General features: G+C 68.7%; 16 protein-coding genes. 8 read left to right on the forward strand and 8 right to left on the reverse strand.

Annotated elements, in window-relative coordinates:
- Positions 1-25: 25 nt before the first annotated feature.
- The 4 genes from J2X34_RS16155 to J2X34_RS16170 form a co-directional block, all read right to left on the reverse strand.
- A complete protein-coding gene (locus J2X34_RS16155) occupies positions 26-1,696 on the reverse strand; it encodes a class I adenylate-forming enzyme family protein (RefSeq protein ID WP_429518337.1) in 1,671 nt (556 codons plus the stop codon).
- Positions 1,697-1,770: 74 nt separating this feature from the next.
- Positions 1,771-1,965 carry a winged helix-turn-helix transcriptional regulator gene (locus J2X34_RS16160; protein ID WP_258558086.1) on the reverse strand — a complete coding sequence of 65 codons (195 nt, stop codon included), beginning with the start codon at positions 1,963-1,965 and terminating at the stop codon, positions 1,771-1,773.
- On the reverse strand, positions 1,887-2,423 hold the full coding sequence (locus J2X34_RS16165) for a winged helix-turn-helix transcriptional regulator (protein WP_429518423.1): 537 nt from the start codon (positions 2,421-2,423) through the stop codon (positions 1,887-1,889). The genes J2X34_RS16160 and J2X34_RS16165 overlap by 79 nt, the downstream gene beginning before the upstream one ends.
- The gene (locus tag J2X34_RS16170; RefSeq protein WP_258558087.1) at positions 2,405-2,572 is read right to left on the reverse strand and encodes a hypothetical protein; all 168 of its coding nucleotides are present in this window, start codon (positions 2,570-2,572) and stop codon (positions 2,405-2,407) included. The genes J2X34_RS16165 and J2X34_RS16170 overlap by 19 nt, the downstream gene beginning before the upstream one ends.
- A 335-nt stretch (positions 2,573-2,907) precedes the next feature.
- Here J2X34_RS16170 and J2X34_RS16175 point away from each other — a divergent pair, with 335 nt between their 5' ends.
- From J2X34_RS16175 to J2X34_RS16200, 6 genes are all read left to right on the forward strand, one after another.
- Positions 2,908-3,102 carry a CbtB domain-containing protein gene (locus J2X34_RS16175; RefSeq protein ID WP_107984711.1) on the forward strand — a complete coding sequence of 65 codons (195 nt, stop codon included), beginning with the start codon at positions 2,908-2,910 and terminating at the stop codon, positions 3,100-3,102.
- Positions 3,093-3,920 (forward strand): CbtA family protein, encoded by an 828-nt coding sequence (locus J2X34_RS16180; RefSeq protein WP_114723416.1) that lies wholly within the window; start codon positions 3,093-3,095, stop codon positions 3,918-3,920. The genes J2X34_RS16175 and J2X34_RS16180 overlap by 10 nt, the downstream gene beginning before the upstream one ends.
- A gap of 106 nt (positions 3,921-4,026) precedes the next feature.
- Positions 4,027-4,416 (forward strand): hypothetical protein, encoded by a 390-nt coding sequence (locus tag J2X34_RS16185; RefSeq protein ID WP_429518425.1) that lies wholly within the window; start codon positions 4,027-4,029, stop codon positions 4,414-4,416.
- Positions 4,416-4,712, forward strand: coding sequence for an SH3-like domain-containing protein (locus tag J2X34_RS16190; RefSeq protein WP_368077029.1), 297 nt, complete (start codon positions 4,416-4,418; stop codon positions 4,710-4,712). The genes J2X34_RS16185 and J2X34_RS16190 overlap by 1 nt, the downstream gene beginning before the upstream one ends.
- Before the next feature lie 8 nt (positions 4,713-4,720).
- Entirely contained in the window at positions 4,721-5,428 is a 708-nt protein-coding gene (scnC, locus tag J2X34_RS16195) for a thiocyanate hydrolase subunit gamma (RefSeq protein ID WP_429518339.1), read from the forward strand.
- Positions 5,425-5,757: a ScnB gene (locus J2X34_RS16200; RefSeq protein ID WP_429518341.1), complete on the forward strand. Its 333-nt coding sequence runs from the start codon at positions 5,425-5,427 to the stop codon at positions 5,755-5,757. The genes scnC and J2X34_RS16200 overlap by 4 nt, the downstream gene beginning before the upstream one ends.
- Positions 5,758-5,815: 58 nt before the next feature.
- Here the strand turns inward: J2X34_RS16200 and J2X34_RS16205 are convergent, their stop codons facing one another.
- Positions 5,816-6,250: an OsmC family protein gene (locus J2X34_RS16205; protein ID WP_429518343.1), complete on the reverse strand. Its 435-nt coding sequence runs from the start codon at positions 6,248-6,250 to the stop codon at positions 5,816-5,818.
- Between the two features lie 82 nt (positions 6,251-6,332).
- Positions 6,333-7,919: an MFS transporter gene (locus J2X34_RS16210; RefSeq protein ID WP_114723422.1), complete on the reverse strand. Its 1,587-nt coding sequence runs from the start codon at positions 7,917-7,919 to the stop codon at positions 6,333-6,335.
- 165 nt (positions 7,920-8,084) lie between these two features.
- On the opposite strand from J2X34_RS16210, the gene J2X34_RS16215 reads away from it, so the two are divergent.
- Positions 8,085-8,690, forward strand: coding sequence for a hypothetical protein (locus J2X34_RS16215; RefSeq protein WP_429518345.1), 606 nt, complete (start codon positions 8,085-8,087; stop codon positions 8,688-8,690).
- Positions 8,691-8,695: 5 nt separating this feature from the next.
- Here the strand turns inward: J2X34_RS16215 and J2X34_RS16220 are convergent, their stop codons facing one another.
- Positions 8,696-9,667: a helix-turn-helix transcriptional regulator gene (locus J2X34_RS16220; protein WP_429518347.1), complete on the reverse strand. Its 972-nt coding sequence runs from the start codon at positions 9,665-9,667 to the stop codon at positions 8,696-8,698.
- A gap of 97 nt (positions 9,668-9,764) precedes the next feature.
- On the opposite strand from J2X34_RS16220, the gene J2X34_RS16225 reads away from it, so the two are divergent.
- On the forward strand, positions 9,765-10,364 hold the full coding sequence (locus J2X34_RS16225; protein ID WP_114723424.1) for a TIGR03086 family metal-binding protein: 600 nt from the start codon (positions 9,765-9,767) through the stop codon (positions 10,362-10,364).
- A gap of 55 nt (positions 10,365-10,419) precedes the next feature.
- Here J2X34_RS16225 and J2X34_RS16230 read toward each other — a convergent pair whose 3' ends face one another.
- The gene (locus J2X34_RS16230) at positions 10,420-12,972 is read right to left on the reverse strand and encodes an ATP-dependent Clp protease ATP-binding subunit (protein WP_114723425.1); all 2,553 of its coding nucleotides are present in this window, start codon (positions 12,970-12,972) and stop codon (positions 10,420-10,422) included.
- Between the last annotated feature and the right edge of the window lie 176 nt (positions 12,973-13,148).

Raw genomic sequence — 13,148 nt, forward strand, 5'->3', positions numbered from 1 at the left:
CCTGTTCCGCGCCCACCGGGGGCGGTCAGCCGCGACTCAACTGCTCCCGTAACTCCCGCTTGAGGATCTTGCCGGACCGGTTGCGCGGCAGGGCTTTGGAGACGACCAGGCGCTGCGGCGCCTCGTCGGCGCCGACACCCCGGCTCTCGAGGTGCTCGACCAACTCGTCGAGATCGAGGATCGATCCGGGCCGACATCCCACGACCGCGACGACGCGTTCGCCCGTCCCGCCGTCGGGGCATCCGACGACCGCCACCTCCGCGACAGAGGGATGCTCCGCGATCAGCATCTCCAACTCGGCCGACCCGATCGGGACGCCGTCGCGCACGATGAGGTCGGCAGCCCGGTCGACGAACCTGAGGTACCCGTCGCCCGGACCGTCGATCACGAACAGGTCGCCGGTCCGGAGGAAGCCGTCCTCGTCGAACGGATCCCGGTCCCGCGCCGGGTTGAGGTACCCCGCGAACACCGTCGGCCCCTTGACCCGGAGTTCCCCGGGAACGCCCGGGACGACGATCTCGTCTCCGGTGCGGCCGTCCACCAAATCGACCTCGGCTCTCGTGGCGTCGCCTGCCCGCGGATACAGCAGAGTCCGCTGTCCCCGCGCCACGCCCGTCGGCGCCGAGCGCAGGCTCACGCCCTCGACGGTGCCGAAGAAGTTGATCAACTCGACCCCGTAGCTCTCCTTCCACTTCCGCACCGTGTCGGGCGACATCGGTCCGGCGCCTACGCCGATCCGGGTGAGGGTCGACAGGTCGACCGTGGGCCCCTCACGCCGTTCGATCTCAGCGAGTGCCGCCGGCCGCCCCGCGGTGTAGGTGACCTTCTCCTCCGCGATCTGACGCAGAAAGACATCGAGGTCGGACGGCTGATGCTGCACCAGCACACATCCGACGGAGAGCCACGGCAGCAGCGTTCCGACGATCCCCGCGGCAGTCATCATCTGGAACGGGTTGAGGATCACGTCGTCGACGGTCAGCGACGCGTATCGGACGAGGGCCCGAGCCTGGGCGAGCGACTCGTAGTGGGCGTGCGGCACCCCCTTGGGTTCGCCCTCCGTTCCTGCCGTCCAGCAGATGGCGATGCAGTCGTTGGGGTCGACGACGTGCGTTGTCGCGTACTCGGCAACCCTTTCGATGTCGGCTGCCGTCGGCACCGTGTGCCCGATCCGCACGACGCCGTCGGGCACACCCACCCCGTAGCTGAGGACGACCCGAAGCGTGGGGATCTGCGGCCGCACGGACATCACCCGACCGGCGACGGGGCTCGATCCGATCCGACCCGCGGTGACGAAGGCGCTGGCACACGACTCGTTGCACGTCTCGACGATCTCCGCATCGGTCGAATGCACCGGCAGCGGCGACACGATCGCACCGATCCGCCAGGATGCGAGGAAGACGACGACCTGTTCGACGGTGTTCGGCAACTGGACGGCGATCACCTCGCCGGCCCTGATCCCGGCCTCGAGCAGCACCGCCGCCAACCGGTCGACCTCGACATCGAGTTCGGCCCAGGTGACCCGACGCGGCAGCGCGTCGACCTGCTCGGCCTTGTTCACGGGATCGACCACCGCAAGCTGGGATCCACGGTCCCGCACCCGATCGGCGAAGAGTTGTAGGACTGTCTCCGGAGTCCATGCGCCGGAAGCGGTGTACTCGGTGATCCGGATCTGAGGGTGAATCTTCAGGCTCCCCATGTGCCTTCCCTTCCGTCGATCCGACGCCCCGACCGTCGTCACTTCAGTTAGCGGTGTGATCTAGGTCACTAGATTTACCACGGACTGTTATCCACGCGCGACCTGGGCGCCCGGACCGGGAAGAACGCCCTGCCCTTCCGTGTCAGGTGGTAGGTGACCCGTCCCGGATACTCCGGCGCGGGGCGCTCGCTCAGCACGCCGAGTTCGGTGAAGACCCGCAGACGATCCGCCAGGACGGCCGACGGCGCGCCCGTCCACTCCGCGAACACCCCGAACCTCGTCGCCCCGAACGAGCCGCACCGAGCAACGCGGCCGACCACCGGCTACCGACCAGTTCCATCGTGTGCGGCAGCTGCGCGCGCCGACGGGCCGCCCCGGTGCGACGGCGACTCGCCGCCGCCGGGATGCTGCGCGATGCGCCACCGCTCGGACCGAGACTCGCAGTCACGTCGTCCAACCCGGCCGGCTCCCGGCACCGCGCGCACACCATCACCGGGGTGAACTCGGCCCCGCAGTCGACGTGCCGCACCCGCAACAGACCGGCCGGACCGTCCGGCGCCCACTCACGCTCCCACGACCACATCGCCGCCAGGATCGGCCACACCGCGCGGCCGCGATCGGTGAGCAGATACTCGGGCCGCGCCGAAGCGATCGGGAACACGACCTTGTCGAGCAGGCCCGCGTCGGTCAGCCAGGCGAGCCGTCCGGTCAGGACCGAGTTCGAGATCTTCCCCTACCCGCCCAGTCGCTGTACCGTCGCGCCGCGCGCAGGGCATGGTCGAGGATCCACAGATTCCACTCGTCGCCGAGCAGACCGAATGCGATTGCGAGCGCGTTGTCGCCACCCGGATCCACTACGTAGCCGCCCCCACGCATGACCAGCTCCCCGTCGTCAGTGGGCGGAGTACTGCACAGACCACGTCGGCGAATCGGCCGAAAGTCCGGTTTCCGGAGTCGTACCCGTTTGCCCGACATCCCGTCTCGTTCCGTCGCGTCCGACGATGCATCCGCAGTTGTGTGAAGTCCACAAGTCCGCGAGATCCACCGCATCGGCCGCGTAGCGTCAGTGACGCCTTCCGCCCGGCCGTCGGCCGCTCCCACAGTCGGCGGTCGCCCACGGCTTCGGCCGCCCAGCCGAATCGAGTTCTCCGGCCGCTTCGATCGCAGCGCATGACAAGCCAGCGGTGTTCGGACGCACCCCAGGAGGAGCCATGACTCTCGTCCACAGCCCGAATCGGGCGATCGAATCACTCGGCATCGCGCTCGTAGCGGTGGGTGTGGTTCTCCTCGCCCTGCTCACGCTCTATCTCGTCGGCTTCGACCAGGGCGCGATCTCCCGCACCGGGATGTACATGCACGAACTGATGCACGACGGCCGCCACCTCCTGGGGCTCCCGTGCCACTAGCAGGATCGTTGAAGAGCCTGCTGCTGCGAGGCCTTCTCGCCGGGCTGATCGCCGGACTCCTCACCGGCGCAGTCGCCTTCGCGCTCGGTGAACCGCACGTCACGACTGCCATCACGGTCGAGGAATCCGCGCCCGAGAGCGATGCGGCCGCCACCCACGATCACGGGGACACCGCCGCCACGCACTCGCACTCCGACAGCGACGAACCTCTGGTCTCGCGAGGCGGACAACGGGCCGGGCTGATCCTTGCGACAACGCTGGCGGGGGTCGCGATCGGCGCGATCTTCGGCGTCGCCGCACACTATGCGCGCCGGTTCACCGCGATGTCCGGCCCGCTCCTCGCGCTCGGCACGGCCGGGGCGGGGTGGCTCGCCATCGAAGCTGTTCCGTTCTTCAAGTACCCGGCCAATCCACCCGCAGTCGGCGATCCGGACACCATCAACGAGCGGGCGCTGCTGTGGCTGGCCGCCCTCGTACTCGGGCTCGCGGCCGTGGGGGCCGCCGTCTACGTCGCCAAGGTGCTTGCGCCGCAACACTACTGGACGGTACGGACCGCCTCCGCGATCGTCACCTTCCTCGCGATCGTCACCGTCGGCTATCTCCTGCTGCCGACCGTGAACGAGGTGGGAGAGGACTTCCCCGCAACTCTGCTGTGGCAGTTCCGGGTGTCGTCGCTGGCGACGCAGGCCACGCTGTGGCTGAGCCTGGGACTGGTCTACGCCTACCTCACCGAACGGGCACAGCGCGGCCCGGCCTCCCCCACCACGGCACCCGCATCCACGCCGGGGCAGGCGCCGACCGGCACCTCACGACCGTAGGAGGGGACCTGACGAGGATTCGGAGCACCACGAACCACCGGACCCACTTGGAAGGGAGACCTCCGTGAGCACCACCCAGGCACAATTCCAGACCCTCACCGACGGTCTGGCACAGATCACCCCCGCAGTCCACGACGTGCAGGACTCGCCGTACTCGATCACCAACGCGCAGTACGACATCCTGCGGCACGTCCTGCACGACGTCGGCGGGCAGCCGGCACTCCCGGTCGCGTACAAGGAGAAGCCGGAAGAGGACTGGGAGATGAACACGTACCTCACGTGCGAATGCCTCGCGTGGCGCGGTTCGTGGAACTCCGAGATGCGCCGTCGGGCCGAGGTCGACCTCGGTGAGACCCAGTACTTCGGGCTCCCGTACTACGCACGATGGATCACCGTCGCCGCGAAGGTGATGGTCGACAAGGGGCTGATTTCCCTCGACGAACTCTCCGACAAGATCGACGAGGTGCGGGCACGGCTGCAGGAGGCCAGGAAGTGATGCCGAAGTTCAAAGTCGGCGACCGCGTGGTCGTCAAGGACCAGACCAGCCTCTTCCACACGCGTACACAGGCTTACGTGCGCAACCAGACCGGCACCGTCGTCGCGCACCGACCCGAATGGGTGATTCCGGAGGACGAGGCCTTCGACAAGCTCGAGACCGGCCGCAAGGAACCGTTCTACGTCGTCTCGTTCAAGCAGACCGATCTGTGGCCCCGCTACACCGGGTACGACATCGACACGCTCGAGACCGAATGCGCGGAGGGCTGGCTCCGGGCTCCCGAGAAGGACCAGTAGGAGGAGAAGTGAGCGACTCACACAGCCATTCCGGCAAGGATGCACACGCGCCCATCCAGGCCTCCGAGGAGGTCAGCGAGTTCGAGGTCCTGGAACTCGCGCTGCGCGAACTCGCGATCGAGAAGGGTCTGTTCTCCGCCGAGGATCACCGCCGCTTTTCCGAGTGGGCCGAGTCGATCGGACCCTCCGGCGGGTCGAAACTCGTGGCCAAGGCTTGGACCGATCCCGAGTTCAAAAAGCGCCTGCTCGAGGACGGGACCGAGACCTGCAAGGAGGTGGGCATCGACTGGACCGACCCGACGGGCACCGGCACACCGAGTGACTACACCTTCTTCTACGTCCTCGAGAACACCCCGACGGTGCACAACGTGATCGTGTGCACGCTGTGCTCGTGCTACCCGCGCCCCGTCCTCGGCATGTCGCCGGACTGGTACCGGACGCCGAACTACCGTCGACGCATGGTGCGGCGCCCCCGCGAGGTTCTCGCCGAGTTCGGACTACACTTCCCGTCCGATGTGGAAGTGCGCGTGCATGATTCGAACCAGAAGTCGCGGTTCATGGTCATGCCGATGCGCCCCGGGGGCACCGAGGGCTGGACCGAGGAACAGCTCGAGAAGATCGTCACCCGCGACACGATGATCGGTGTGGCACTGCCGTCCGCCGACTGGGACGCATCCGAGGCGCCGTCCGCGCCGTCTTCGGGAGGTGGCAAGTGACCACGGCACAGGGATACGAGATCATCCTCGGCACACTGAAAGAAGGCTCCGAGCGCGGCGGAGCCCTCCCCGACACCGACCGCAAGCCGGACCCGTGGGAGTCGGCAATGCAGGCCACGGTCGAATGCCTGTCGTGGCGCGGCGCGTGGGACAACCTCGAGCGCCGGCACACCGAGGACGAACTGGGCGAAACCATCTACAGCGAGTTCCCGGTCCACTCCCGGTCCGCCATCACCACCGCGCACACGCTGCTCGACCGCGGCATCGTCACGCAGGACGAACTGAATGCGAAGATGGACCGGATCCGGGCGAGGCTCGAACGAGCCTGACCGCAAGGTCACCGGAAGCGATTCCGCCACAGTAACGTTCGAGCACCCGCCATACGGACTACTCGAGCGCGGCATCCAGCGTGATCGTGACGCCGGTGAGGGCCTTGCTCACAGGGCAGGACTCCTTGGCCGCCTGGGCCACATGGGCGAACCCCGCAGCGTCCAGGCCGTCCACCTCACCGCGGACAGTGAGCGTGATCCCGGTGAGCTTGAAGCCCGGATCGTCGGGGCCGAGCGATACGTCGGCCCGGATGTCGAGACTCTGCGGGACCCCACCCGCCTCGCCGATCAGGGCGGACAACTGCATCGCGTAGCAGGACGAGTGCGCGGCCGCGATCAGTTCCTCCGGACTGGTGGTGCCCCCGGCGTCCTCGGCGGCCCGCTTCGGGAACGACACCTCGAAGGTGCCCGCCCCCGAACTGGTGAGTTCGACCTGGCCCGAACCCTTTTCGAGCGTCCCTTTCCAGGCGGTGCGTGCGGTACGTGTGGGCATGGGAGTCCTTCCGTCGGAGTGTGCGGGTGACATCCACCAGTGTTCACCGACACCTCGTCCGGTACTCGCGATTTGCTCAGGATCACCGGTCGGCGCGCTCGGTCGCCTCGTCGGTCTCGTGATACTGCGCGAACAGTTCCCGTTCCCGATCGCGGTGCGGGTAGGCGAAGAAGACGAGCGCCGCACCGACCAGGACGATCACGATCGCCGCGCTGTACGCGCGGGTGTCACCGTCGAGGAAGGCCGCACGGGCGGCGGCGGTGATCGCGTCCGCGTACTGCGGGTACCGCTCCGCGACGTTCTCGGCACCGGCGAACGACTTCTCCAACGCGGCCTCGGTCTGATCACTGACGGCGCCGGAGTCCGGACTGGCGGCGATCGAGGCAGCGAACGAGGCCGCGTATCCGGCGGTGAGCAGCGCGCCGAGCACCGACTGCACGATGGCGCCACCCAGGTCGCGCTGCAGGTCCGCGGTGCCCGACGCCATTCCCGCCCGCCACACCGGCACCGACCCGGTCAGCGAGTGCGAGGCGGGCGTGCCGGCGAGTCCGACGCCCGCGCCGAGGAACATGTAGCCGAGCGCGATCTTCCAGTACTGCGCGTCCTCCTTCCACAGCAGCAGGGCCACCAACAGTCCCAGCACGATCGCCGTGTATCCCAGCAAGAGGGTGAACCGCGCGCCGTGCGACTCGACCAGCTTGGCCGACTGCGGCGCCACCACCACCATGACGGCCGCCGCGGGCAGACCCGCGGAGCCCGCGGCCAGCGTGGAGTAGCCGAGCACGTTCTGCATGAACTGCTGACCGATGTACAACGTCCCCATGAGCGTGCCGAACACGACGATGCCCGCGACCGCCGCCACCCAGAAGATCCGCCTGCGGGCCACCCGCAGGTCGAACAGAGGGTACTTCGCCCGCAACTGCCGTATTCCGAACGCAATGCCCGCGGCGGCCGCGACCAGCAGCATCGACAACGCGGTCATGCGCATACCGTCGACGGGAGCGAAGTTGATCCCCAACACCAGTGCAGCCACCAGGACCACGGAAACGATCCCGCCCAGATGGTCCACCGGATCGGTCGACTCGTTGACGTGGCTCGGCACGAAGAACACGGCGAACCCCAGTGCGACCAGCGCGAGCGGCACCGTCACCAGGAACACCGAACCCCAGTCGAACGACTGCAACAGGGCACCGGACACGAGCGGGCCTAGCGAAGAGATGCCGCCCCCGATCGCGGACCACAGAGCGATCGCCTTGGTCCGGCCGGCCCCCGACCAGAGCGCGGTGATCAGCGCGAGGGTGGTCGGGAAGGCCATCCCGGCCGCGACACCCCCGAGCAGGCGCGCGAGGATCAGCACCTCGACGGTCGGCGCGAACGCGGCGATGATGCACGCGGGCAGCGACAGCACCATGCCGAGCACCAGCATCATCTTGCGGCCGAACCGGTCACCGAGGGCACCGAGGTAGAGCACCGAACCCGCGAGCCCGACGGAGTACCCGACGGCGATCAGGTTCAGCTGCGTCTGGCTCGCGTCGAAGGCCCGACCGATGTCGGGCAGCGCGACATTGGCCACCGCCAGGTTCAGGTTCGCCACGGCGGCGACGAGGATCAGGGCCGTCAGGACCAACGAGGCCCGGGCGGGGCGTGTCCCGACCGCAGCGGACGTCATGCGGCCAGTTCACACCATCGAGGTCCGTCCCGCTCACCGACAGGCCGACACGACCGGGACGAACCCCGCGGTGATCTGGTGGCAGGCCCCCGGCAGCCCCCCGGAGCCCACTCGACCGCCTCGGCGAATACCGACCGGGGCGACGATCGGCATAGCGTGCTGATCGTGACCACCGACGACGATCAGACCGGCCGGGCGCAGGCCGAGGGGGCAGCTCGGACCGCGGCTCTGGCCCGTGCCGCCCACCGACGGCGGCGTCGAGGACGCCGGCCGATCCTGGTAGGCATCGACGGTCCCGCGGGCGGCGGAAAATCGACCCTCGCCGATCGGGTCGCCGCGGCGCTGGGCGACGCGCCGATCGTCCGGATGGACGACCTCTACCCCGGCTGGGACGGTCTTGCGGCGTCCGTGCCGCTACTCGTCCGGTGGGTCCTCTCTCCCGCCGAGCACGGCCGGATCCCGCGCTACCGGCGCTACGACTGGTATCGCGGCGGATACGCGGAGTGGCGCGCGGTCCGCCGCCACCGCTACCTGATCGTCGAGGGTGCCGGATCGACCTGTGGCATCGCGCGCGGGTACTTCGCGGTCCGGGTGTTCGTCGACGCCTCCCCGGACGAGCGGATGCGTCGCGCCCTGCGGCGCGACGGCGACATATTCCGGCCGCACTGGGACCGCTGGGCCCGGCAGGAAGTGGCGTTGTTCGGGCCGGACCGGACGCGCCGCGCCGCGCACGTCGTGGTGATGACGGGGTCGACGGGCCCCTGCACCTGAGTGGGTCAGCCCGGTTCCGGCACCGGACGGGCGGCCCGGTGCCGATCGGCCATGCCCGACGCCCGGAGCCTGATCCCCTCGCGCAGACTCTCGGGCCCGAGAAGTTCCGCATCCTCGCCGAGCATCCACAACACTCCCCCGGCGTGAGCGGCGTCGCCGAACTCGACCTCGGCCGTGATCCAGCCGTCCGCGCGAGTCTCCGAGGCGGCGGAGAGCACCGAGCCGAGAAGGTCCTCCCGCCGCTCGGCCCGCACCCGAACGGTGGCCGCCACGGACTCGTGCAGCGCACGGAACTCGGACCGCCGCCGGTCCCAGATCCCGGCCAGGTCGACGACGGGGTCGCGCCGCGCCGGCTCGTCGAGCTCCACGGCGTCCTGGATGCGGGACAGCCGGTACGTGCGCTCCGAACCGCGATGCGTTGCCACCAGGTACCACCTGCCGCCGGCATTGACCAGGCCGATCGGATCAACTGTGCGCCAGTGTGATTCGCTGCCGCGGGCGGCGTACCGGAGCCGAAGCCGGCGCCCCGCGAACACCACCTGCTGGATCAGGCCGAGATACGCCTCGTGGGACGGGTCGGTGAGCCAACCGCCCTGCCGCACGAGCACCCGTTCCGCGACTCGTGTGGCGGCCGAGCGATGCGTGTCGGGCATGGCGGCCGACACCTTCCGCATCGCGGACGCGAAGGCGGGCGCCATCCCCAGCGCCGCAGGGGTGGCCGCGGCGCCGGCCGCGAGCAGCGCCTTCGCCTCCTCCACCGTCAGCCCGGTGAGGTCGGTGGTGAACCCCGGCAGCAGGGCGAACCCGCCGTCCCGGCCGCGTTCCGCGTAGACGGGGATCCCTGCCGTCGACAGGGCCTCGACGTCACGCAGCACCGTGCGAGTGGACACCTCGAGCTCCCGGGCGAGGGCCGTGGCGGACATCCGTCCCCTGTTCCGCAGCAGCAATACCAGCGAGAGGAGGCGGTCGGCGCGCATTGCCCCATCCTCTCAGCAATACATGACAGGAGATGTCGTGATTAGGGACGAGAGTGGGCGCGGTCCGCACACGTGCACTCGATCGAAAGGCCCCACCATGACCGACATCACCGATCCCCGCCCCCTGTACCGCGAGGCCCTGGCCTGGGTGACCGCCTTGATTGCCGAGGTGCGGCCGGACCAGCTGACGGATCAGACGCCGTGCGACGAGTTCGACGTCGCGACCCTGATGGGCCACCTGGTCGCTACCGTCGACCGGGCGCGCGTCATCGGGGAGGGCGGCGACCCGACCACCGTGCCGTTGGTCGCGATCGCCGTCGACGGCGATCGGTGCGCCGCGTACCGGATCGCCGGCGAGAGGATGTGGGCCGTCTGGAGCGACGACGCGCTGCTCGACGTCACCGTCACCGCGCCGTGGGGCCGCGTACCCGGCCGCGCCGCGATCTGGGGATACCTCAACGAGACGCTGGTCCACGGCTGGGATCTGGCCGCCGCGACCGGGCAACCCACCGAGACCGACTCCGCACTCGCCGAATCGGCACTCGCGGTGGCCCGCCGCGCGATCCCCGCCAACCCCCGCGGTGGGCACGTGCCGTTCGGCGCGGTGGTCGAGCCGGCCGAGGGAGCGGGACCGACGGAACGCCTCGCCAACTGGTCCGGCCGGACCGGCATCGGCCGGCCCACGATCTCGGCCTGACACACGACGACGCCCCGCACGCTGCTGCGTGCGGGGCGTCGTCGTGCCTGTGAACCTACTCGGCGGAGCCACCCTCGGACGGGGCGTCGCCGGCACCGGCCAGCGCCTCGGCGGGCGAGTCCGGCACCTTGACCGGCTTCGGGTTGGGCGTGAACGTGAACTTCGCGTCCTCGCCCGCGCTCTCGCCGTCCCAACCCTCGACGTCGACGAGCACGATCTGACCGGGGCCGACCTCGTTGAAGAGGATCTTCTCCGACAGCTGGTCCTCGATCTCGCGCTGGATGGTGCGACGCAGCGGCCGCGCGCCGAGCACCGGATCGAACCCGCGCTTGGCGAGCAGCGACTTGGCCTGCTCGGTCAGCTCGATGTCCATGTCCTTGTTCTTCAGCTGCTTCTCGACGCGGCCGATCATCAGGTCCACCATCTGGATGATCTGATCCTTGGTCAGCTGGTGGAAGACGATGATGTCGTCGATGCGGTTGAGGAACTCGGGGCGGAAGTGCTTCTTGAGCTCGTCGTTGACCTTGAGCTTCATCCGCTCGTAGTTCGACTCGCTGCCCGTTCCGGCGGAGAAGCCCAGACCCACGGCCTTCGAGATGTCGGAGGTGCCCAGGTTCGAGGTGAAGATCAGCACGGTGTTCTTGAAGTCGACCGTACGACCCTGACCGTCGGTGAGACGGCCGTCCTCGAGCACCTGCAGGAGGGTGTTGTAGATCTCCTGGTGAGCCTTCTCGATCTCGTCGAACAGGACCACCGAGAACGGCTTGCGGCGCACCTTCTCGGTGAGCTGGCCGCCCTCTTCGTAGCCGACGTAGCCGGGAGGGGCACCGAACAGACGCGACGCGGTGAACCGGTCGTGGAACTCGCCCATGTCGATCTGGATGAGCGCGTCGTCGTCGCCGAACAGGAAGTTCGCGAGCGCCTTGGACAGCTCGGTCTTACCGACACCGGACGGACCGGCGAAGATGAACGAACCGGACGGACGCTTCGGATCCTTCAGGCCGGCGCGGGTGCGGCGGATCGCCTTGGAGACGGCCTTGACGGCGTCCTCCTGGCCGATGATCCGCTTGTGCAGCTCCTCCTCCATGCGGAGCAGACGCGTGGTCTCCTCCTCGGTGAGCTTGAAGACCGGGATACCGGTCCAGTTGCCCAGCACCTCGGCGATCTGCTCGTCGTCGACCTCGGCGATGACGTCCAGGTCACCCGAACGCCACTGCTTCTCGCGCTCGGCACGCTGTGCGACGAGGGTCTTCTCCTTGTCGCGCAGGTTCGCGGCCTTCTCGAAGTCCTGCGCGTCGATCGCGGACTCCTTCTCGCGACGGGCGTCGGCGATCTTGTCGTCGAACTCGCGCAGGTCCGGCGGTGCGGTCATCCGACGGATGCGCATCCGGGCGCCTGCCTCGTCGATGAGGTCGATGGCCTTGTCCGGCAGGAAGCGGTCGTTGATGTAGCGGTCGGCCAGGGTGGCCGCCGCGACCAGCGCACTGTCGGTGATCGAGACACGGTGGTGCGCCTCGTAGCGATCGCGCAGACCCTTGAGGATCTCGATGGTGTGCTCGACCGTCGGCTCGCCGACCTGGACCGGCTGGAACCGGCGCTCGAGGGCGGCGTCCTTCTCGATGTACTTGCGGTACTCGTCGAGCGTGGTGGCACCGATGGTCTGCAGCTCGCCGCGGGCCAGCTTCGGCTTGAGGATCGAGGCCGCATCGATGGCGCCCTCGGCCGCGCCGGCACCGACGAGGGTGTGCAGCTCGTCGATGAACAGGATGATGTCGCCGCGGGTGTTGATCTCCTTGAGCACCTTCTTGAGGCGTTCCTCGAAGTCACCGCGGTAACGGCTGCCGGCCACCAGGGAGCCCAGGTCCAGCGTGTAGAGCTGCTTGTCCTTGAGGGTCTCCGGGACCTCGCCGTTGACGATGGCCTGTGCGAGGCCCTCGACCACGGCGGTCTTACCGACGCCCGGCTCACCGATGAGGACAGGGTTGTTCTTGGTGCGGCGGCTCAGCACCTGCATGACGCGCTCGATTTCCTTCGAGCGGCCGATGACCGGGTCGAGTTTGCCTTCGAGGGCGGCCTGGGTGAGGTTGCGGCCGAACTGGTCGAGGACCAGCGACGTCGACGGGGTGCCCGCCTCGCCACGGCTGCCGCCGGCCTCGGCCGGCTCCTTGCCCTGGTAGCCCGAGAGCAGCTGGATGACCTGCTGACGGACACGGTTGAGGTCGGCGCCCAGCTTGACGAGCACCTGAGCCGCGACACCCTCGCCCTCGCGGATCAGGCCGAGCAGGATGTGCTCGGTGCCGATGTAGTTGTGGCCGAGCTGCAGCGCCTCGCGCAGGCTGAGCTCGAGGACCTTCTTGGCACGGGGGGTGAACGGAATGTGGCCGGACGGGGCCTGCTGGCCCTGGCCGATGATCTCCTCGACCTGGCTACGGACACCTTCGAGGGAGATACCCAACGACTCCAGCGACTTCGCCGCCACGCCCTCACCCTCGTGGATGAGACCGAGCAGGATGTGTTCCGTGCCGATGTAGTTGTGGTTGAGCATCCTGGCTTCTTCTTGCGCCAGGACAACAACGCGCCGCGCGCGATCGGTGAACCTCTCGAACATCGCTCTCCCTCACACTCTCCGGCGGTCCAGGTCCGAGGCCCCGCTTGTCACAGTGTCTCGTACCCGCCCGCCGCGTTTCGCTCCGGCACAACAGGCTGACGGCCTCCGGAACCGACGAAGGTTCCACGACCCCACCTCATACTCTAGTGGGCTGCCATTCGACCCGCCGCTCCTCC

The organism is Rhodococcus sp. BE178, assembly GCF_050433545.1.
In the GTDB taxonomy this organism is placed as follows: domain Bacteria; phylum Actinomycetota; class Actinomycetes; order Mycobacteriales; family Mycobacteriaceae; genus Prescottella.

What these genes read in the sequence shown, in the direction of transcription:
- J2X34_RS16155 (WP_429518337.1), bottom strand. Translation starts at nt 1,696, where the DNA reads ATGGGGAGCCTGAAGATTCACCCTCAGATCCGGATCACCGAGTACACC.
- J2X34_RS16170 (WP_258558087.1), bottom strand. Translation starts at nt 2,572, where the DNA reads ATGCGTGGGGGCGGCTACGTAGTGGATCCGGGTGGCGACAACGCGCTC.
- J2X34_RS16175 (WP_107984711.1), top strand. Translation starts at nt 2,908, where the DNA reads ATGACTCTCGTCCACAGCCCGAATCGGGCGATCGAATCACTCGGCATC.
- J2X34_RS16190 (WP_368077029.1), top strand. Translation starts at nt 4,416, where the DNA reads ATGCCGAAGTTCAAAGTCGGCGACCGCGTGGTCGTCAAGGACCAGACC.
- J2X34_RS16205 (WP_429518343.1), bottom strand. Translation starts at nt 6,250, where the DNA reads ATGCCCACACGTACCGCACGCACCGCCTGGAAAGGGACGCTCGAAAAG.
- J2X34_RS16210 (WP_114723422.1), bottom strand. Translation starts at nt 7,919, where the DNA reads ATGACGTCCGCTGCGGTCGGGACACGCCCCGCCCGGGCCTCGTTGGTC.
- J2X34_RS16220 (WP_429518347.1), bottom strand. Translation starts at nt 9,667, where the DNA reads ATGCGCGCCGACCGCCTCCTCTCGCTGGTATTGCTGCTGCGGAACAGG.
- J2X34_RS16225 (WP_114723424.1), top strand. Translation starts at nt 9,765, where the DNA reads ATGACCGACATCACCGATCCCCGCCCCCTGTACCGCGAGGCCCTGGCC.
- J2X34_RS16230 (WP_114723425.1), bottom strand. Translation starts at nt 12,972, where the DNA reads ATGTTCGAGAGGTTCACCGATCGCGCGCGGCGCGTTGTTGTCCTGGCG.